Below are 20,005 nucleotides of genomic sequence, written 5' to 3'. Positions count from 1 at the left end.
GGCTGCAGGAGTGCAAGGGGGCGCGCGGCTAGCTGCGCAGAGTGCGGGCGGCGACCCGGCCGCCCTGGAGGGCGATCGCCTCGCGGTAGCGCTCGGCGGTGCCGATGGCGGCCTGCCGCCAGGTGAAGCGGGCCAGTACCCGCTCCCGGCCGGCGGCGCCGAGCCGGCGGCGCAGCGCCTCGTCGCCCAGGAGGCGGAGCAGTCCGCCGGCCAGCGCGTCGGCGTCGCCGGGGGGCACCGCGAGGCAGGTCTCGCCGTCGGGCCCGGCGACCTCGGGGATCGCGCCGCCGGTGGTGGCCAGCAGCGGGGTCCCGGTGGCCATCGCCTCGGCCGCGGGCAGCGAGAAGCCCTCGTAGAGGGAGGGCACGCAGGCGATCTGGGCACCGCGGACGAGGTCGACGAGTTCGCCGTCGCTGATGCCCTTGACGAACTCGATGGCGCCGGTGAGCCCGAGCCGCTCGATGGCGGCGGCGACCGGCCCGTCGTCGGCGCGCTTGCCGACGACCACCAGGTGGGCGTCGGGGTTCTCGGTGCGCACCTTGGCGAGCGCCTCGACGAGGTGGATCAGCCCCTTGAGGGGCACGTCCGCGCTGGAGGTGGTGACGATCCGGCCCGGCACCTCCGGGACGGCGGCATCCGGCGAGAACAGGTCGGTGTCGGCACCGATGTGGACGACGTGGATGCGGCCGGGGTTCACCCCGAGGTCGTCGACGATCTCCTGGCGGGAGGAGCCGGAGACGGTCAGCACGGACGGCAGCCGCCGGGCGACGCGCTTCTGCATCCGGGTGAAGCCGTACCAGCGGCGGACCGAGGCGCGGCGCTTCCAGCCGTCGGCGGCCTCGAGGTCGAGCCGGCGGTCGACGGTGATGGGGTGGTGGATGGTGGTGACCAGCGGGGCGCCGAGCGCACCGGTGCCGCCGAGCAGACCGTAGCCGAGGGTCTGGTTGTCGTGGACGACGTCGAACTGGCCGCGGCGGGCGGCGAGATGGCGCCGGGCGCGCAGCGAGAAGGTGAGCGGCTCGGGGAAGCCGCCGGTCCACATCGTGCCCACCTCAAGGGCGTCGACCCAGTCGCGGTACTCGCCGCGTCCCGGCGTGCGAAACGGGTCCGGCTGGCGGTAGAGGTCCAGGCTCGGCAGCTCGGTCAGCACCACGCCCTCGTCGAGGACGGGGTAGGGCTGGGCGCCGATCACCTCGACGGTGTGGCCGAGGCGGGCCAGCTCGCGCGAGAGGTGGCGTACATAGACGCCCTGTCCGCCGCAGAACGGGTTCCCCTTGTACGTGAGCATCGCGATGCGCAGGGGGCGCCCGTGGTCGCCGGAGTGGGGGGCCTCGGTGCGCTCCGGGCGCCCGTGGTCACTGGGGCGGGGGGCCTCGGTGCGCACCGGGCGCTCGCCGTTCGTCGGGGCGGAGGCCGAGGGGGCCTCTGCGGGGCGAGGCGCGGCTGCCTGGACGGCCTCTGCGGTCACGCTCGGCCCCCTTCTCACTGGACTTTCGCCGGAGCGTAACCGCTGGCGGTAATCTAGAACAAGTTACAGAACTGACGGGCTACTGATCAGTTCACCGAGCTTCGAATCTACCGGCCAGGACCGATGCGAAAAGAGCCGCACCAGGTGATTCGCGCCACCACCCGCCCCCCTGCCATGCTGTGCCGATCGAACCACCGGCACTCACCGCATCGCGGACGGAATGCCATGGAATGGGAAATATGACTACGGAATCCAAGGCGGCCAAACCGGCGCTTCCCGCGAGTCCTCCCCTGACCGAGCGTCAGGAGGCCCGGCGCCGCCGCATCCTGCACACCAGCGCCAAGCTGGCGTCCCGTGGCGGCTTCGACGCCGTGCAGATGCGCGAGGTCGCCGAGTCCTCGGGCGTCGCGCTCGGCACCCTCTACCGCTACTTCCCCTCCAAGGTGCATCTGCTGGTCGCCACCATGCAGGACCAGCTCCAGCACATGCACGAGACGCTGCGCAAGCGTCCGCCGTCGGAACAGGATCCGGGCGCACGGGTCGCCCAGACCCTGATGCGGGCGTTCCGCGCACTGCAGCGCGAACCGCACCTCGCGGATGCGATGGTGCGCGCGCTGACCTTCGCCGACCGGTCGGTGAGCCCGGAGGTGGACACCGTCTCGCGACTGACGACGGCGATCATCCTGGACGCCATGGGGCTGGACGTCGCGCCCACCCCGGAACAGCTCTCCGCGGTACGGGTCATCGAGCACACCTGGCACTCGGCACTGATCACCTGGCTGTCGGGCCGGGCCTCGATCGCCCAGGTGAAGATAGACATCGAGACGGTGTGCCGCCTGATCGACCTGACGGCACCGGAAGGTGCCCGGTAGGGGGCGTCGTGCCGGACGCCCCCCGTTCCGCCCCGCTCACTCCTCCGGCGGGAAGACCGCCTCGCCGCTACCGGCGACGGTGATGATGATCGCCTCCACGGGGCACCCCTCGGCCGCCGCCAGAACGCTCTCGGTGGCGTCCGCCTCCGGCGCCACGGGGTGCGACTGGCGGGCCGTGTCCAACCGGAAGCCGTCCGGTGCCGCGCCGACGCACATCCCCGACCCGATGCAGACACTCCGGTCCACCTCCACCTGCCAGCGGTCCGCCATCAGGCACCCGCCGGCAGGTGGATCATCTTGTGCTCCAGGTACTCGCCGAAGCCCTCGGGGCCGAACTCCCGCCCGATACCGGAGTTCTTGTAGCCGCCGAACGGGCCGAGCATGTCGATGCTGAAGGTGTTCACCGAGTACGTACCGGTGCGCACCTGCCGTGCGATGTCGATGCCGTGGTCGACGTCGGAGGTCCACACCGAGCCGGACAGCCCGTAGTCGGAGTCGTTGGCGATCCGCACCGCCGCCGCCTCGTCGTCGTACGGCAGCAGGCAGATGACCGGGCCGAAGATCTCCTCGCGGGCGATCCGCATCGAGTTGGCGACCTCGCCGAAGAGCGTCGGCTCGACGTACCAGCCCGTGTCCTGCCCCTTCGGCCGGCCGCCGCCGGTCAGGACCTTGGCGCCTTCCTGCTGGCCGAGCGCGATGTAGTCCAGCGAGCGCTGCTGCTGACGGCGGGCGACCAGCGGGCCCACCTCCGTGGCCGGATCGAGCGGGTCGCCGACGGTGAGCGCGGAGGCGGCCGCGGTGAACCGCTCGGCGATCTCGTCGTAGTGGCTGCGCGGTGCGAGGATCCGCGTCTGGGCCACACAGGCCTGGCCGTTGATCATCCAGGCGAACGGCACGATGCCGGCAACCGCCGCGTCCAGATCCGCGTCCGGCAGGATCACCGCGGCGGACTTGCCGCCCAGCTCCAGTGTGACGCGGCTGAGGTTGCGGGCCGCGACCTCCATGACCCGCCGGCCCGCCGCGACCGATCCGGTGAACGACACCTTGTCCACTCCCGGGTGCCCGACCAGGTACTCGCTCACCTCGCGGTCCGCCGGCAGGATCGACAGCACGCCCTCCGGCAGCCCGGCCTCGGACGCGATCTCGGCGAGGAGGTACGCGTCCAGCGGGGTCTCCGGTGACACCTTCAGCACGGCCGAGCAGCCGGCCAGCAGGGCAGGGGCGAGCTTGGCCGCGGCGGTGAACTGCGGCACGTTCCACGGCACCACGGCCGCGACCACCCCGACCGGCTCCCGTCGTACCAGGATCGGCCCGAGCACCCCGGCCCGCCGCTCCTCGAACGGAGCGCCGCCGTCCGCGGGTTGCCCCTCGTCGCCCCCGAAGCTGCGGGCCACCGTGAGCGCCGAGTCCCAGGCCAGCACCGAGGCCAGCGACTGCACCATGACGCCGGAGGTGAACGGGGTGCCGTTCTCGGAGCTGATGACCCTGGCGATCTCCTCGCTGCGCGCGGCGAAGGCGTCCTTGATACGGGTCACCACCGCGATCCGGTCCGCCAGCGGGGCGTTCGCCCACACCCCGGACTCGAAGGACGCGCGGGCCGCGGCCACCGCACGGTCGACATCGGCCCGCGAGGCGTGCGGGACGCGGCCGATGACCTGTTCGGTGTGCGGTGAGACGACCTCGATCGTGTCCCGGCCGGCCGGATCGACCAGCTGTCCGCCTATATAGAGCTTTCCGTGCTCGACGAGGTCGCTCATCGCTGCCGCCTCCTGCGGGTTGGCCGCCTGTCCGATGTGGGTGCGCACCTACGCGGACCGTGTGAGGGGCATGTGCTGCCTTACCGCGCCGGCTTATGACGCCGTGTCAGTCGATCGCCTCGGGACCGCTCGGTTCACCATGTCAGAAACTGATACCAGTTCTAGTTGGAGGAGTCCACGCCGTCGACCGAATCCCCACTGCCATCCCCACCACCGTCCCAACCGCCGTTCGTCGGAGGCGACTTCCGGCCGCTCTGAAACCAGTTCTAGTTATAGTGAGAGGGCAGGTGCGGGGTGACGGGGTGTATGCCACACCGAGAGGGGACCGGGATGACCACGCAGGTGATCGACCACCGAGGCGGGGTGTGGAGCATCGCCGTCCCCATCCCGGACAACCCGCTCGGCCACACCCTCGTCCACCTCCTGGAGACCGACCGCGGACCGGTGCTCATCGACACCGGCTGGGACGACCCGGACTCCTGGGACGCCCTCGTCGCGGGCGTCGCCGCCTGCGGCTTCGCCCTCACCGATCTCCACGGCGTCCTGATCACCCACCACCACCCCGACCACCACGGCCTCTCCGCCAAGGTGCGGCAGGCGTCCGGCGCCTGGATCGCGATGCACGCCGCGGACACCGCCGTGGTCCGCCGGACCCGCGAGGCCGAGCCGGGCGAGTGGCTCGACTACCTGATCGCCAAGCTCGCGGGCGCGGGCGCGCCGGACGACCATCTGGCACCGCTGCGGGAGGCGCGCGGCAACGGGCGCGGCCGGAGACTGCCCGGCCGACAGGCGGCCCTGCCGGACCGTGGGATCGAGCCCGGCGAGCTGCTCGACCTGCCGGGACGCCGGGTGCGGGCCATCTGGACGCCGGGGCACACGCCGGGGCATGTGTGTCTGCACCTGGAGGAGGAGCATCCGGGCGAGCGGGCTCGCGGCTTCGGCCGGCTCTTCTCCGGCGACCACCTCCTCCCGGGCATCACCCCGCACATCGGCCTGTACGGGGACCCGGACGACAGCACGGTCACCGACCCCCTGGGCGACTACCTCGCCTCCCTCGAACGCGTCGGCCGGCTCGCCCCCGCCGAGGTGCTGCCCGCCCATCAGCACGCCTTCACCGACGCCGAGGGGCGCGTACGCGAGCTCATCGCCCACCATCAAGAGCGGCTCACCGGCCTGAGAGCACTGCTCCGCGAACCCCTCACCCCCTGGCAGCTCGCCGTGGCCATGGAGTGGAACCGTCCCTGGGAACAGATCCCCTACGGCTCCCGGAACATCGCCGTCTCGGAGGCCGAGGCACATCTGCGCCGCCTGGTGAAGCAGGGGGACGTGGAGCGGGTACCGGGCTCCGATCCGGCGACGTACCGGGCGGTGTGACGCACAGGGGAGGTGTGACGCCTAGGGAAGGTGTGACGAACCTCGCCGCCTTCGGCCGTCCCCGGCTCGTACGTGCGGGCGGGCCCCGTCCGGGCGCCGGTTAAGGTGTGCGGGACAACTTCATCCGTACCCGATCGGGGGAAGCCGGTGGAAATCCGGCGCTGACCCGCAACCGTGAGGACGGCCGTCGACCCGCGCGGTGCGCGGCGCTCCCGGCCGTACGAGCCGGAGCACCCGTTGGGGCACGACCAAGGCTCCCGCCACCGGAACCGCCGCCCGCGCGGACGGTCCGGTGCGCGGCACCGTCGAGGTATACGGAGCTGAGCCCGGTGCCACCGCGCCCGATCGCAGGATCGGCGCCCGGCGGTCGCCCGAGCGCGGCTGCGTACCACCGCCGCGACCCGACCCGAGAGGCACCGACCCGATGGCCCCCATGGCTTCCATGGCTCCCCAGGCCCCTTCGACGCACCCCGTCGCCTTCCTGGCGCGCCGCGCCGCCATGGCGCTGGCGGCCGTGGCGGTGCTGGGCACGGCCACCGCCCCCGCCGCGTCCGCGGCGCCCGCCCCCGCCCCGTCGACGTCGCCCAAGAAGCTGCCCGACGGGCTGTACGGCACCAAGGACCCGCAGTACGACGGTGTGTGGCGGCAGTCGCTGGCGCTGCTGGCGCAGGACACGGTCGGCGTACGACCCGCGGCGTCGGCCGTGGACTGGCTGGTCGGGCAGCAGTGCGCCGACGGCTCGTTCACCGCCTTCCGCGCCGAGCCGAAGCGGGCCTGTGACGCGAAGGCGATGCGGGACACCAACCAGACGGCCGCCGCGGTGCAGGCGCTGGCCGCGCTCGGCGGGCACGGCGAGACCGTGCAGAAGGCCGTGCGCTGGCTGAAGTCGGTGCAGAACGACGACGGCGGCTGGAGCTCGATGGCCGGCTCGGCCAGCGACGCCAACTCCACCTCCGTCGTCATCGGCGCGCTCATGGCGGCCGGCGAGAAGCCGGAGGCGGTCACGTCGAAGAAGGGCGGCAGGACTCCCTACGAGGCGCTGCTCACCTTCCAGCTGGGCTGTGCGGCGAAGGAGGGCGAGCACGGCGCGTTCACCTTCCAGCTCAAGGGTGCGGCGCCGAACGCGGACGCCACCGCGGCCGCCGCGACCGGCGCCCTGGGCAAGGGCTTCGTCGTCGCACCGGCCAAGCGGGGCGCCGACAGCCCCGTCAAGCCTCTGACCTGCAAGGACGGCAAGCCGGAGAAGTCCACCGATGCGGCGCGGGCCGCGGACGGCGGCGCCGCCTACCTCGTCGACCAGCTCGACCGGAACGGACAGCATCTGCTCTCCGCGATGCCGGGCCAGGAGGAGCAGCCCGATGTCGGCAACACCGCGGATGCCGTGGTGGCGCTGGCGGCCGGGTCGCACGGGGCCGCCGCCCAGAAGCCGCTGAAGTGGCTGGAGAAGAACGCCGCGGGCTGGGCCAAGGAGAACGGTCCGGCCGCCTACGCCCAGTTGGTGCTCGCCGCGCACGCCACCGGCGCCGACCCGCGCTCCTTCGGGGGCAGCGACCTGGTGGCCGCGCTGAACGCGACCGGGCCCAAGCCGGCCGGTACCGCCTCGCCGGCGGCCGAGGGCACGGAGGACCACAAGGACGGCGACGGCGGCGTCAACGTCTGGTGGGTCGTCGGGGTCGCGCTCGCCTTCGGCGCCGGCATCGGCTTCCTGCTGAGCGGCCGTAAGAAGAAGAACGCGCTCTGATGCGGCCGAGGCAGCTGCTGCAGCCGATGCGGCGCACCCGGATCGCCGGCGTGCTGCTGCTGGCCGGCGCGGTCACCGGGCTGGCCGCCGGGCCGGCCCACGCGCAGGAGTACCGCTACTGGTCCTTCTGGGACGGCGGGAGCGGCGGCTCCTGGGCCTACGCCACCGAGGGGCCGGCGACCGTACGCCCGGCCGATGGCGCGGTCGAGGGCTTCCGCTTCACCGTCAGCGCCGACTCCGCCGCGGCCGGCAAGCCGCGCGCGGCCGCCGACTTCGACGCGATCTGCCGCGATACGCCCGCCAGGGACGGCCGCAAGCGGATCGGCATCGTCATCGACTTCGGCACCGCGGCGGACGCTCCCGATGGCGAGCGGCCGCCGAAGGCCCGGACGGAGTGCGCCCAGGTGTCCGAGGACGCCTCGGCGGGCGAGGCACTGGCCGCGGTCGCCCGGCCGCTGCGCTACGACCCCAATGCGCTGCTGTGCGCCATCGCCGACTACCCGAAGTCGGGGTGTGCCGACCAGGTGAGCGGGTCGGGCGGGGCGAAGGAGTCCGCCGACGCGGAGCAGTCCGCCGGCCGGCGGGGTGCGGACGGGGCGGAGGGTACGGACGGGTCGAAGGGGGCCGGCTCCGGCGGTGACGGCGGGCCGTCCGCCGGACTGCTCGGCGGTGTCGCGGCCGTCGTCGTCCTGGGTGCGGCGGCCGTGTGGCAGGCGCGCCGTCGGCGCGGATGAGCGCCCCGCAGGCGACCCGTACCACCGCGCTGCACGCCGGCGCCTGGTGGCTGTGGGCCCTCGGCCTGGCCACCGCGGCCTCCCGCACCACCAACCCGCTGGTGCTGGGGCTGCTGGTGGGCGTGGCCGGATATGTCGTCGCGGCGCGGCGCACGGACGCGCCCTGGGCCCGCTCGTACGGCGCGTTCGTCAAGCTCGGCCTGGTCGTGATCGCCATTCGGCTGGCCTTCGCCTTCGTCCTCGGCTCCCCCATCCCCGGTACGCACACCCTCGTCACGCTGCCCGAAGTGCCCCTGCCCGACTGGGCGAAGGGCGTCCGGATCGGCGGCCGGGTCACGGCGGAGGGCATGGTCTTCGCGCTCTACGACGGGCTGAAGCTGGCCACCCTCCTCATCTGCGTGGGCGCCGCCAACGCACTGGCCAACCCCTCGCGGTTGCTGAAGTCCCTGCCCGGCGCGCTGTACGAGGCGGGCGTGGCAGTCGTCGTCGCCATGACCTTCGCGCCGAACCTGGTCGCCGACGTCCAGCGGCTGCGCGCCGCCCGACGGCTGCGCGGCCGCCCCGACCGCGGCTTCAAGGCACTGCTCCAGGTCGGTGTGCCGGTGCTGGAGGGCGCGCTGGAGCGCTCGGTGGCCCTGGCCGCGGCCATGGACGCCCGCGGCTACGGCCGCAGCGCCCACGTACCTCGCGCCGTACGTCACCTCACCTCCGTCCTCACCCTCGGCGGCCTCCTGGGCATCTGCGCCGGCACCTACGGCCTGCTCGGCGGCACCGGCGCCGGCTACGGTCTGCCGCTGCTCCTCGCCGGGCTGGCCGCCGCCCTCGCCGGCCTGTGGCTCGGCGGGCGCCGCTCCCTGCGCACCCGCTACCGCCCCGAACGCTGGGGCCTGCGGGCCTGGCTCGTAGCGGGCTCCGGCATCGCCGTGGCCACCCTGATGATCTGGGCGAACACCTACGCACCGGCTGCCCTCCACCCGCCCGCCGTCCCCCTCACGCCCCCTGTGCTTCCGCTCTGGCCGGCGGCGTCCGTGCTGCTGGGACTGCTCCCCGCGGTGGTGGCACCCCTCCCGAGGCCGACGGATCGCGTGCGGCGAGGTACGGACCGTACGGGCAGGGGTACGGACCGCACGGGCGATCGCGCTACGGACCGTACGAGCACGGGCCCCGACGGCGGCAGCCTCCGCCGTGTCCACAGCCGCGGTCGGGCACAGAGCCAGGGCCAAAGCTCGGGTCGTGGTCCTCGTGACGGCCGCGGCGGGGCCCACAGCCACCCCGACGATCCCCCTCCGTACAAGAAGGAGCCGACCCAGTGATCCGGTTCGAGCAGGTGTCGGTCACCTACGGCGACGCCGCGGCACCCGCTGTCCAGGGCATCGACCTGACCGTCCCCGAAGGCGAACTGTGCCTCCTGGTCGGCCCGTCCGGCGTCGGCAAGTCCACCGTCCTGAACGCGGTCTGCGGACTGGTCCCCCACTTCACCGGCGGCACTCTGCACGGACGCGTCACCGTCGACGGCCGCGACACCCGCACCCACAAGCCGCGCGAACTCGCCGACGTCGTCGGCACCGTGGGCCAGGACCCGCTGGCGCACTTCGTCACCGACACCGTCGAGGACGAACTCGCCTACGGTATGGAATCCCTCGGGCTCGCCCCCGGTGTGATGCGCCGCCGCGTCGAGGAGACCCTGGACCTGCTGGGCCTGGCCGACCTGCGCGACCGCGCCATCACCACCCTCTCGGGCGGCCAGATGCAACGGGTGGCGATCGGCTCGGTCCTCACCACCCACCCCAAGGTCCTGGTACTGGACGAGCCGACCTCGGCCCTGGACCCCGCCGCCGCCGAAGAGGTGCTCTCCGTACTCCAGCGCCTGGTCCACGACCTCGGCACGACCGTCCTGCTGGCCGAACATCGCCTGGAGCGCGTCGTCCAATACGCCGACCAGGTCATCCTGCTCCCCTCCCCCGGCGCCGCCCCCGTGATGGGAACACCCGCCGACATCATGGCCATCTCCCCCGTCCACCCACCGGTGGTCGCCCTCGGCCGCCTGGCCGACTGGTCCCCCCTCCCTCTCACCGTCCGCGACGCCCGCCGCAAAGCCACCGCCCTCCGCGAACGCCTGACGGGAGTCACCCCGCCGGCGCCGGGGACGGGCTCTCCCCGGACGGCTCCCTTCCCGGCCCCCGGAGCCACACCGCCAGGCGCCGGGCCGGGTGCCGAGGCGGCTGCCGGAGCGAGTTCCGGGACAACGGCCGGAACGGGCGCCGGGGCGGTTGCCGAGGCGGCTGCCGAGGCAGAGGCCGGGGCGGGTGCCGGGGCGGGTGCCGGGGCAAAGACCGCTCCGGCGATCCGCGGCGGTCGCGCCGCACGAATCCGGGACGGCGTTGTCTCACGAGCTCCGAGCGGTGCCGTCGCGGCGGTTTCCGGACTCGGTGTTCGCCGGGGGCAGATGGACGCGTTGTATCGGGTGGATCTGAACGTCCGGGCCGGCGAGACCGTTGCCCTGATGGGGCGCAACGGTGCGGGAAAGTCCACCCTCCTCGGCACCCTCGTCGGAATGCACCAGCCGTCCGCCGGTACGGTCCGCGTGGGCGGTGCCACTCCTCACCGCACCAGCCCCCGTGCCCTTCTGCGGCACGTCGGGCTGGTTCCCCAGGAACCCCGCGACCTGCTCTACGCGGACACCGTCGCCGCCGAATGCACCATGGCGGACCAGGACGCGGGCGCCCCCGCCGGCAGCTGCCGAGCCCTGGTGACCCGACTGCTGCCCGGTGTTCCGGACTCTGCCCACCCCCGTGATCTGTCCGAGGGCCAACGCCTCGCGCTCGCCCTCGCCGTCGTACTGACCGCACGTCCTCCGCTGCTCCTCCTCGACGAGCCCACCCGCGGCCTGGACTACGCCGCCAAGGCCCGCCTGATCGAAGTCCTGCGCACTCTGGCCACCGACGGCCACACCATCATCCTGGCCACTCACGATGTGGAACTCGCCGCCGAGCTGGCACACCGCGTGGTGATCCTCGCGGACGGTGAGGTCGTCGCCGACGGTCCCACCGACGAGATTGTCGTCTCCTCTCCCTCCTTTGCTCCGCAGGTCGCCAAGGTGCTCGCTCCGTTGCCCTGGCTGACCGTTCCTCAGGTGGCCCACGCTCTGGAGGCCACCGGATGACCTCGCGCCCACGGCACCCTGACGACAGCCACCCCGTCTCCCTCTCCGAATCCCGCGTCGACGTCGGCGTGGGCGTCAGCTCCGCCTCCGACGCCGACTCCACCTCCGGCGCCGACTCCACTGCCGGCGTCAGCGTCGGCTCCCCCCTCCCCACGAACCGTCAGGCCCGGGCAGTACGGCTCGGCCCCCGGTCCGTCGCCGCACTGGCCCTGGTCTCAGCCATCGGCGTGATGGCTTTCGGATGGCCGCTGCTCGCCGATTCCGCCTCCGGCCTCGCCCATTCCAAGGACGCGCCCTGGCTGTTCGCCGCGCTGCTGCCGATGCTGCTCGCCGTGGTCGTCGCGACCATCGCCGACACCGGCCTGGACGCCAAAGCCATCGCCATGCTCGGCGTACTGGCCGCGGCCGGAGCCGCCATGCGCCCGCTGGGCGCGGGAACGGCGGGAATCGAGCCGATGTTCTTTCTGATGGTGTTGTCGGGCCGAGTGCTCGGGCCCGGATTCGGCTTTGTGCTGGGCTCCGTGGCGATGTTCGCGTCGGCGCTGCTGACCGGCGGAGTCGGCCCATGGATGCCGTTCCAGATGCTGACGATGGGATGGGTGTCGATGGGCGCCGGCCTGCTGCCGGGGCCCGACCGGCTCCGCGGCCGCCGCGAGCTGGCCATGCTCGCCGCCTACGGCGCGGTCTCCGCGGTCCTCTACGGCCTCATCATGAACCTCCAGGGGTGGCCCTATATCGCCGGCATGGCCTCGGGGGTCTCCTTCGTCCCGGGCGATCCGCTCGAAGACAACCTCGCCCGCTATATCGCCTACTGCCTTGCCACCTCCCTCGGCTGGGACCTGCCCCGCGCTCTGGTCACCGTGATCCTCACCTTCACCTTGGGCGGCACCGTCCTCAAGGCCCTGCGCCGCGCCACCCGCCGCGCCGCCTTCGACGTCCCTGTCGCCTTCACCCCTGATCCACCCCGAGGGGCCGCCGGACCTGTATGACCGCGCCCCGCTTGGCGGGCCGCCCGGGACCAGGCGGAACCGGGCTCCACGGGAGACGGGCTCAGCGGGAGACGGGCAGGGAACGGGCTATCGCAGGCTCCGAGCGCAGGAACGAGGTGTAGTGGGCGGCGTCCGCGCCCTGGTCGACGACCGTGGCCCGAGCGCCGTGCCGCGCCAGTTCCCGCGCGCAGCTGCGGGTGTTGGCTATCGGTACGTCGCGATCGCCGGTCGCGGAGTAGAGGGTTATCCGGACGCCTCGGCCGGGCTGCCAGTCACAGGCGCGGTCGTTGGCCCGAAGGGATTCCAGCAGGGCGCCGGACGGGTGCTGGAGTTTCTGGAACCAGGTGTCGGTCAGCAGGTCTTCGAGGCGGTCGGGCAGTTTGCCGGCGATGTCCTCCGCCGGGTGGTCACCGTTGAAGAGGTCCTCGACGCGGTCGTCATAAGGGGCTCGGAACACCTCACTCGGATCGTTGTAGAGCGGGTGCAGGCGGTTCTGGGCTGTGAGGAAGAAGGAGATGTAGAAGACGGCGGACTGCGGGTCGACTCGACCGTCGAACATCCCGGGGAGTTCGCTGCCGTCGAGGTCGTACGGTCCGGCGACCGGGGCGAGCGTTCCAAGGCGGAATCGGGGATCAGCGCCGCGGTCCAGCTCACGGCCCAGTGCCATGGTGACCTGCCCGCCCTGTGAGAAGCCGGTGACGGACACCGTGCGGTCGAGGGCGGCGCCGAGCTTCGGAGCGGCCGAACGGGCTGCCCGGAGCATGTCCAGGGAGGCCGATGCCGCGGATCGGGCGTCCATGTACGGGTGGCGGCCGGGGCTTGTGCCGAGACCCAGGTAGTCGGGGGCGATGGCGGCGCGGCCGGCGGAGGCGTACAGCACTGATACCGCTCGGTCGGGGCCTTCGGCGACCGACGGCGCATAGCCCCGGTAGGCGAGGGTGCCGTGGGCGTGGACCACGGGCGGGAGGTGACGGTGGCTGGCGCCGAGGGGGAGCGCCAGCAGACCGGAGGCGCTGGTGGGGCGGCCCTCGGGGGTGATCGTGCGGTAGGTGAGGCGGTATGCGGCGACGCCGTGCCGCGCGGTCTTCGCGTCCAGGCCCGCCTTCTGCGCCTGGGCGATGATCTCGGCTCTGCTCCGCCGGCCCAGAGGCGTGATGGAGAGGACTTTCCCGCGCGAGGTCGCGGTGCGGGACGCGGCGGTGGCACCGGCTGCCTTCGTCTGCTCCTGTCCAGTGGGCTGCGATGCGTAGGCCGCGGATGTCGTAAGGGCCGGGGCCGTCGTGAGCGCCGCGAGCAGAAGGGCGGAACCGGCGGCCAGGCCGCGTGAGACGCGACGGCGCCCGCTCGGTCCGCGCGGCGCATCGGACAAGCACGATGCGCCGGACGCGGACGAGGGTGGAGCCGAAGCTGGGGTTGAGGCTGCAGGCGAAGCGGAAGCCGCAGGTGAATGCGGTGAGGGCTGCTGAGTGCTGTTCGTCATGTCTTCGACGGTACGGAGACGCCGCTCGCCGCAGAATGCGGTTTCCCGTACAACTCACCTGTGGTTTTCCGCAGGTTGGGAGCGGCCTGCCGTTCCATCGCGCGCGCGGACCTCACTACACCCGCCCACCCCCCGTAAGGGGGGTGGGCGGCGGGGAAAAACATAAGCAGCCACAACCCCTGCAGCCGCTACACCCCCTGCCGCCGCCACAGCCACCACAACCCCTACAACCGCTGAATGATCGTCCCTGTGGCCAGTGCCCCGCCCGCGCACATCGTGATGAGAGCGAATTCCTTGTCCCTGCGCTCCAGTTCATGGAGGGCGGTGGTGATCAGCCGGGCGCCGGTGGCGCCGACCGGGTGCCCCAGGGCGATGGCGCCTCCGTTGACATTCACCTTTTCCAGGTCCTGTTCGAAGACCTGCGCCCAGGAGAGCACGACGGAGGCGAAGGCTTCGTTGATCTCGACCAGGTCGATGTCCTTGAGGGACATACCGGCCTTGCCGAGCACGGCGCGGGTGGCGTCGATCGGGCCGTCCAGGTGGAAGTGCGGATCGGCGCCGACCAGCGCCTGGGCCACGATGCGGGCCCGCGGCTTGAGTTTGAGGGCGCGTGCCATCCGCTTCGACGCCCACATCACCGCGGCGGCGCCGTCGGAGATCTGCGAGGAGTTGCCCGCCGTGTGGACGGCGGTCGGCATCACGGGCTTGAGGCCGCCCAGCGCCTCCATACTGGTGTCGCGCAGGCCCTCGTCGCGGTCGACCAGCCGCCACATGCCCTGACCGGCGGCCTGCTCCTCCTCCGTGGTGGGCACCTGGACGGCGAACGTCTCCCGTTTGAACCGTTCCTCTGCCCAGGCAGCGGCGGCCCGCTCCTGCGAGATCAGACCGAGCGAGTCGACGTTCTCCCGGGTCAGCCCCCGGTTGCGGGCGATGCGTTCGGCCGCCTCGAACTGGTTGGGCAGGTCGACGTTCCACTCGTCGGGCCAGGGCTTGCCGGGGCCGTGCTTGGAGCCGCTGCCGAGCGGCACCCGGGACATCGCTTCGACGCCGCAGCCTATGCCGATGTCGATGACACCGCTGGCGACCATGTTGGCGACCATGTGATTGGCCTGCTGGGAGGAGCCGCACTGGCAGTCCACGGTGGTCGCCGCGGTCTCGTACGGAAGGCCCATCGTCAGCCAGGCGTTGCGCGCCGGGTTCATGGACTGTTCGCCGGCGTGGGTCACGGTGCCGCCGACGATCTGTTCGACGCAGTCGGGCTGGATGCCCGTGCGCGCGAGGAGTTCGCGGTAGGTCTCGCCCAGGAGGTAGGCGGGGTGGAGGTTGGCGAGCGCGCCTTGGCGCTTGCCGATGGGAGTGCGTACTGCTTCGACGATGACGGGTTCCGCGGCCATGACTGACTCGTCCTCTCCTCGCGCCCGCGGGCGTCCCGGCACCCACGGAAGAAGAACTAGTACGCGTTCTAGTTCCGCAAACAGTCTTATGAGCCACCCTCCGGGGCGCAAGAGGCATGCAAGCCCCTTGTCCGCAACAGGAGTCGCCACACCCCTTGCCACTTATAGAACTCGTTACTACCTTCACCGCGACCCCACACCTGATGAGCCGTCAGAAGTCCCGGATGGAACCACGGACCAGGAGTCGCCGATGCCATGCCCAGCGCTGCCCGAGGGGTTCGACTTCACCGACCCCGACGTCTACCAGTCCCGCGTTCCGCTCCCCGAGTTCGCCCAGCTGCGGCAGACCGCGCCCGTGTGGTGGAACGCCCAGCCGCACGGCATCGCCGGCTTCGACGACGACGGCTACTGGGTCGTCACCCGTCACCAGGACGTCAAGGAGGTGTCCACCAAACCGGACATCTTCTCCGCGAACCTCAACACCTCGATCATCCGCTTCAACTCGGCCATGACCCGCGACCAGATCAACGTGCAGAAGCTGATCATGCTGAACATGGACCCGCCCGAGCACACCAGGGTCCGCCAGATCGTGCAGCGGGGATTCACCCCGCGCTCCATTCGCGCCCTGGAGGAGGCGCTGCGCGATCGGGCGGCCCGGATCGTCGCCGAGGCGCGGGAGAAGGGCACCGGGGACTTCGTCACCGACGTCGCCTGCGAGCTGCCCCTCCAGGCCATCGCCGAACTCATCGGCATCCCCCAGGACGACCGGACCCGCATCTTCGACTGGTCGAACAAGATGGTCGCGTACGACGACCCGGAACTGGCCATCACCGAAGAGGTCGGCACCAACGCGGCGATGGAGCTGATCTCGTACGCGATGAACCTGGCCGCCGCGCGCAAGGAATGCCCGGCCAAGGACATCGTCAGCCAACTGGTGGCGGCCGAGGACGAGGGGAATCTCGGCTCCGACGAATTCGGGTTCTTCGTACTGCTGCTGGCGGTCGCCGGCAACGAGACGACCCGGAACGCCATCACGCACGGCATGCACGCCTTCCTCACCCATCCCGACCAATGGGAGCTCTACCAGCGCGAACGCCCCGCGACGGCGGCCGAGGAGATCGTGCGCTGGGCGACGCCGGTGGTCTCCTTCCAGCGCACCGCCACCCAGGACACCGAACTGGGCGGAGCGAAGATCAAGAAGGGTCAGCGGGTCGGGCTCTTCTACTCCTCCGCCAACAACGACCCCGAGGTCTTCGACCGCCCCGAGGTCTTCGACATCACGCGTGACCCCAACCTGCATCTGGGCTTCGGGGGCGGCGGACCACACTTCTGCCTCGGCAAGTCCCTGGCGGTACTGGAGATCAACCTGATCTTCAACGCCATCGCGGACGCCATGCCCGGCATCTCGCTGGCCGGTGATCCACGGCGGCTGCGCTCGGCGTGGCTCAACGGTGTGAAGGAGCTTCAGGTTCGCTATGGGTGAGGGGCCGACGGGTCGATAGGCGGACGGACCCCGGTGCGCCCGGCGGGCTGAAGCGACTGACGGGCCGACAGGCGCCTGTGGAATGCACTGCGCTCGGTGGTCGTCGCCGACCATGGGGCGCAGCGGTATGTCCGAAACCGTTCGTCTCTCAACCTTGCCAGTGGCCGTGGGCGGACTTACATTCAACTCGCCAGTAACTCCTGGAAACTTGGCGGTTGGCTCGGTTCGTCGAGCCCACTGAGATCGTCCGGTTCATCCCACTCACTCACTCACTCAGTTCACCCGGCACGCCGCATTGGGGCACGGTGCGGTTGCGCGCTGGGTAGGGCCGCACGTCCTCACCCCCCATGGACACACCGGCCTGGTTCGGCACCTCACGCGCGTCTTCAGCACCACCCGGTACCGCGGCACACCACCCGGTATCGCGGTGCACCACGCCGCACCGCGGTGCACCACACCTCGTATCGCGATGCGCCACGACGTACCACGACATACCGCGGCGTACCGCATCGACGTCTCTTCCCCCCACGTGTTGCGACAGTGCGCTCCACGCTCTTCGAAGGGGACTCACACCATGAAGGACGCACACGGCAGACCTGTCACGGGACGCACCAGCTGGCGGAGGTTCGTCGTGCTGTCCGTCCCGGCCCTCGCCGGCACGGCGGCCCTGGGCATCGCCCTGGCCAACGGGGCACTGGCGGCGTCATTCGCCGTATCGGGACAGCAGTTCAAGGTGTCCGCGGACAGCCTCAAGGGCGAGGGGTTCGCCCAATACGGCAGCGTCGACACCAACGCCAGGGGGGACCTCCTCCCGGTCGCGGTCACCGCCATCAGGACGGCACAACTGAACAATCTCTGTCAGTCGGTGGTCACTCATCTGCCGGTCATCGGCGACATCTCGCTCAATCTCCATGCCGGTACGGGCAACAAGCCCGTCGAAGCGGCCAATCTGTTCGTGGACGCCACCCAGCTCTCCGGCAACACGTCCTTCAACAACATCGAGATCGGTCGGGACGCCTCCACCCTGGACAAGGGACCGGCCAGCGCCCAGGGCATGCAGGACCTCTTCGCCCAACAGGCCGACGACGTCAGCATCGGCAAGCTGCGGCAGACCGCCTGGGCCACCAACGCGGGGACGTTCAAGCTCTCCGGGCTGAGCATGAAGATCTCCAAGGGCAAGAAGGAATGCTTCTGACCTGGCGGCGCTGGCGGACGGGGCGCCCCTTCTGGGGCGGCCTGGCGGCCCTGGTCGCCGGCGTCGAGATCTGCGCCATCCCTCTGGCGCCACTGGAGGTCATGCTGCAACAGGGCATCGCCGGTATCCCCTCAGTGCTGATGGGGCTGGTGATGATCGTGATGGGGCTCTCGGCGTGGTTCGCGCCGCACTACCGGGGCATCGCGGGCGTGCTGACCGTTTTGTGTGCGGCGGCCGCGCTGGTGATGTCCAACCTCGGGGGCTTTCTGATCGGCACGGTCATCGGAATTCTCGGCGGTTCGATGATCTTCGCCTGGCAGCCGGTCGTCGGCGAGCACCACACGACCGAGACCTGACGGCATGGCCGCATGACCTCATGAGACCTCATGACTTCGTGACCTCGTGACTTCGTGACCTCGTGACCGCTCGACAGGGCGCGTCCCCTCCACCGCTCCATTGCCTGCCGCGCGACCGCCTCTTCAATCCCCTCGCCGCGTAGTCCCGTGCGCTGCACTTCCCGCATTCCCCCGTACTCCCCATCCCCCCGCGTTCCCCCACCCCGCACCCCCCTCGGGAAGGAAACTCACAATGACGATGACGCAGCCCACCCAGCCCATACACCCCACACAGCCCATGCAGCTCACTCATCCCACGCAGCTCACTCAGCCCACGCCCCGCACTGCCCGCCGTACGTCCCGTAGGCGCGCATTGCGGACCGCCGGCACAGGGATCGCCGCATTAGCCGCACTGTCCATCGGTGTACCGGCCTCTGCCGCGGCGCAGCCCGGCGGGGCTCCAGCAGCCGCTGAGGCCGCCACGACCGTGACCCCCGCTGGCCACGGCTTCACCGCCGCGCTCAGCGGCAAGGCCACCTTCACCGCCGGCTCGGTGACCGTCACCTGTACGGTCTCGGTCTCCAGCGGGCAGGTGCCGGCCGCGCCCGGCAACCACAACGAAGCCGGGCCGGTGAGCAGTTCCACGACCCCGGCCACCTACGGCTCCTGCACCACGAGCATGCCGGGTGTCAGCGCGACCGTCAGCACGTCCGGCGCCTGGGGTGTGGCCATGCAGAACGGGACGCCGGTGACCGCCGGACTGACCATTCCCTCCGGCGGATTCGTCCTCCGGACCAGCGGACTGGCATCCTGCACCGTCACCGCGGCCCCCACCACGGCGGCGACGGTGAACGGCACCTGGACCAATGGCGCGCCGTCCACCCTCGCCTTCACCAATGCTGCGGTGCCGGTGAAGGTGGTGGGCGGTTTCGGCTGCCCGACCAGTGCGACCAGCTCGACGTTCAACGCCACCTACCAGGTCACCGACACCACCGACCCCTCGTCCCAGATCACCGTCACCGGCTGAGCGCGGACCGCGCGAGGACCTCGCAGGAACGGCGGGGGTAGCGCGCGGGGACCGCTCAGCGTGTGGTCAGGTCGACGGCCGCCACGGTCACCAGCACCGCCACGGCCAGCGTGCCGCTGAGGAACGCGGTGATCAGCCGACGCCTGAGCGCCCGGTAGACACTCTGGTATTCGGTCCGCAGAGTGGCGCTGCGGACCGCGATGCGCTCCAGATAGGCCCGCGAGGCGTCGCGCTGGTCCTGGCAATAGCGCAGTTCCACTTCCTGCCGCTGGGTGTCGGTGAGCCAGGGCAGGCCGGCGCAGAAGGCAGCCGCGCGGGTGCGGGCACGGTCCTTCTCCGCCTCCCAGAGGAGATACCCCTCGATCTCATTGATGGCGCGTTCCCTCTGCACGGGCTCATTCATATGCGGGCCCCGATGTCCGTGCCGCGCGCGGCTTCGGAATCCGCCAGGGCCGCGATCTCGCGCGCGATCTCCGGGTGGTGCAGGTCGAACGCCGGGGATTCGGAGCGAATACGCGGCAGGGTGCGGAAATTGTGCCGCGGCGGCGGGCAGGACGTCGCCCACTCCAGCGAACGGCCGTAGCCCCACGGGTCGTCGACCTCGACCTTCTTGCCGTACTTGGCGGTTTTCCAGACGTTGTAGAGGAACGGCAGGAGGGAGAGTCCGAGGACAAAGGAGAAGATGCTGGAGACGGTGTTGAGGGTGGTGAATCCGTCGGCGGCGAGGTAGTCGGGGATACGGCGCAACATGCCCTCGGCGCCGAGCCAGTGCTGGACGAGGAACGTGCCGTGGAAGCCGATGAACAGCGTCCAGAACGTGATCTTGCCGAGCCGCTCGTCCAGCATCTTGCCGGTGAACTTCGGCCACCAGAAGTGGAAGCCGGAAAACATCGCGAAGACGACCGTGCCGAAGACGACGTAGTGGAAGTGCGCCACGACGAAGTACGAGTCGGAGATGTGGAAGTCCATCGGCGGCGAGGCCAGGATGACACC

The 20,005-nt window shown here is 71.2% G+C and carries 18 protein-coding genes and 1 riboswitch; of the genes, 11 read left to right on the top strand and 7 right to left on the bottom strand.

What is annotated here, in order from left to right:
• Positions 1-28: 28 nt before the first annotated feature.
• The gene (locus ACZ5XZ_RS37165) at positions 29-1,468 is read right to left on the bottom strand and encodes a glycosyltransferase family 4 protein (RefSeq protein ID WP_468986560.1); all 1,440 of its coding nucleotides are present in this window, start codon (positions 1,466-1,468) and stop codon (positions 29-31) included.
• 239 nt (positions 1,469-1,707) lie between these two features.
• On the opposite strand from ACZ5XZ_RS37165, the gene ACZ5XZ_RS37160 reads away from it, so the two are divergent.
• Positions 1,708-2,340, top strand: a complete 633-nt coding sequence (locus ACZ5XZ_RS37160) for a TetR family transcriptional regulator (protein ID WP_468986557.1) — start codon at positions 1,708-1,710, stop codon at positions 2,338-2,340.
• 36 nt (positions 2,341-2,376) lie between these two features.
• On the opposite strand, the gene ACZ5XZ_RS37155 is transcribed toward ACZ5XZ_RS37160, so the two are convergent.
• Both ACZ5XZ_RS37155 and ACZ5XZ_RS37150 read right to left on the bottom strand, forming a co-directional pair.
• A complete protein-coding gene (locus ACZ5XZ_RS37155; RefSeq protein ID WP_468986555.1) occupies positions 2,377-2,610 on the bottom strand; it encodes a ferredoxin in 234 nt (77 codons plus the stop codon).
• Positions 2,610-4,097, bottom strand: coding sequence for an aldehyde dehydrogenase (locus ACZ5XZ_RS37150; protein WP_468986604.1), 1,488 nt, complete (start codon positions 4,095-4,097; stop codon positions 2,610-2,612). Before ACZ5XZ_RS37150 ends, ACZ5XZ_RS37155 begins: the two co-directional genes overlap by 1 nt.
• 330 nt (positions 4,098-4,427) lie before the next feature.
• Between ACZ5XZ_RS37150 and ACZ5XZ_RS37145 the strand changes: the two genes are divergently transcribed.
• The 6 genes from ACZ5XZ_RS37145 to ACZ5XZ_RS37120 all read left to right on the top strand — a co-directional run bounded on the left by ACZ5XZ_RS37145 (position 4,428) and on the right by ACZ5XZ_RS37120 (position 12,098).
• Positions 4,428-5,471, top strand: a complete 1,044-nt coding sequence (locus tag ACZ5XZ_RS37145) for an MBL fold metallo-hydrolase (RefSeq protein WP_468986552.1) — start codon at positions 4,428-4,430, stop codon at positions 5,469-5,471.
• Positions 5,472-5,585: 114 nt separating this feature from the next.
• Positions 5,586-5,727, top strand: a riboswitch (cobalamin riboswitch).
• 168 nt (positions 5,728-5,895) lie between these two features.
• Complete coding sequence (locus ACZ5XZ_RS37140; RefSeq protein ID WP_468986551.1) at positions 5,896-7,212, top strand: prenyltransferase/squalene oxidase repeat-containing protein; 1,317 nt, start codon at positions 5,896-5,898, stop codon at positions 7,210-7,212.
• Between the two features lie 26 nt (positions 7,213-7,238).
• The gene (locus ACZ5XZ_RS37135; RefSeq protein ID WP_468986601.1) at positions 7,239-7,946 is read left to right on the top strand and encodes an SCO2322 family protein; all 708 of its coding nucleotides are present in this window, start codon (positions 7,239-7,241) and stop codon (positions 7,944-7,946) included.
• A complete protein-coding gene (locus ACZ5XZ_RS37130; protein WP_468986599.1) occupies positions 7,943-9,259 on the top strand; it encodes an energy-coupling factor transporter transmembrane component T in 1,317 nt (438 codons plus the stop codon). Before ACZ5XZ_RS37135 ends, ACZ5XZ_RS37130 begins: the two co-directional genes overlap by 4 nt.
• A complete protein-coding gene (locus ACZ5XZ_RS37125) occupies positions 9,256-11,109 on the top strand; it encodes an ABC transporter ATP-binding protein (protein ID WP_468986548.1) in 1,854 nt (617 codons plus the stop codon). Before ACZ5XZ_RS37130 ends, ACZ5XZ_RS37125 begins: the two co-directional genes overlap by 4 nt.
• Positions 11,106-12,098, top strand: coding sequence for an ECF transporter S component (locus tag ACZ5XZ_RS37120; RefSeq protein WP_468986545.1), 993 nt, complete (start codon positions 11,106-11,108; stop codon positions 12,096-12,098). The genes ACZ5XZ_RS37125 and ACZ5XZ_RS37120 overlap by 4 nt, the downstream gene beginning before the upstream one ends.
• Positions 12,099-12,159: 61 nt before the next feature.
• Here the strand turns inward: ACZ5XZ_RS37120 and ACZ5XZ_RS37115 are convergent, their stop codons facing one another.
• Complete coding sequence (locus tag ACZ5XZ_RS37115) at positions 12,160-13,467, bottom strand: alpha/beta hydrolase family protein (protein ID WP_468986542.1); 1,308 nt, start codon at positions 13,465-13,467, stop codon at positions 12,160-12,162.
• Positions 13,468-13,802: 335 nt separating this feature from the next.
• Positions 13,803-14,972 carry a steroid 3-ketoacyl-CoA thiolase gene (locus tag ACZ5XZ_RS37110; protein ID WP_468986539.1) on the bottom strand — a complete coding sequence of 390 codons (1,170 nt, stop codon included), beginning with the start codon at positions 14,970-14,972 and terminating at the stop codon, positions 13,803-13,805.
• A gap of 250 nt (positions 14,973-15,222) precedes the next feature.
• Here ACZ5XZ_RS37110 and ACZ5XZ_RS37105 point away from each other — a divergent pair, with 250 nt between their 5' ends.
• The 4 genes from ACZ5XZ_RS37105 (at position 15,223) to ACZ5XZ_RS37090 (ending at position 19,012) form a co-directional block, all read left to right on the top strand.
• On the top strand, positions 15,223-16,455 hold the full coding sequence (locus tag ACZ5XZ_RS37105) for a cytochrome P450 (protein ID WP_468986537.1): 1,233 nt from the start codon (positions 15,223-15,225) through the stop codon (positions 16,453-16,455).
• A 574-nt stretch (positions 16,456-17,029) separates the two neighbouring features.
• Positions 17,030-17,650 carry a DUF6230 family protein gene (locus tag ACZ5XZ_RS37100; RefSeq protein WP_468986534.1) on the top strand — a complete coding sequence of 207 codons (621 nt, stop codon included), beginning with the start codon at positions 17,030-17,032 and terminating at the stop codon, positions 17,648-17,650.
• Entirely contained in the window at positions 17,641-18,006 is a 366-nt protein-coding gene (locus ACZ5XZ_RS37095; protein ID WP_468986533.1) for a DUF6114 domain-containing protein, read from the top strand. Before ACZ5XZ_RS37100 ends, ACZ5XZ_RS37095 begins: the two co-directional genes overlap by 10 nt.
• Positions 18,007-18,283: 277 nt before the next feature.
• Positions 18,284-19,012, top strand: a complete 729-nt coding sequence (locus tag ACZ5XZ_RS37090; RefSeq protein WP_468986597.1) for a hypothetical protein — start codon at positions 18,284-18,286, stop codon at positions 19,010-19,012.
• 55 nt (positions 19,013-19,067) lie between these two features.
• Here the strand turns inward: ACZ5XZ_RS37090 and ACZ5XZ_RS37085 are convergent, their stop codons facing one another.
• Together ACZ5XZ_RS37085 and ACZ5XZ_RS37080 are read right to left on the bottom strand one after the other, a co-directional pair.
• Positions 19,068-19,403: a hypothetical protein gene (locus tag ACZ5XZ_RS37085; RefSeq protein ID WP_468986530.1), complete on the bottom strand. Its 336-nt coding sequence runs from the start codon at positions 19,401-19,403 to the stop codon at positions 19,068-19,070.
• Between the two features lie 8 nt (positions 19,404-19,411).
• A partial coding sequence (locus ACZ5XZ_RS37080; protein ID WP_468986528.1) for a cytochrome c oxidase subunit I occupies positions 19,412-20,005 on the bottom strand: 594 nt, incomplete at its 5' end.

This window comes from Streptomyces sp. NPDC033270 (genome assembly GCF_055576575.1).
This window is presented reverse-complemented; position numbering and strand designations above follow the sequence as displayed.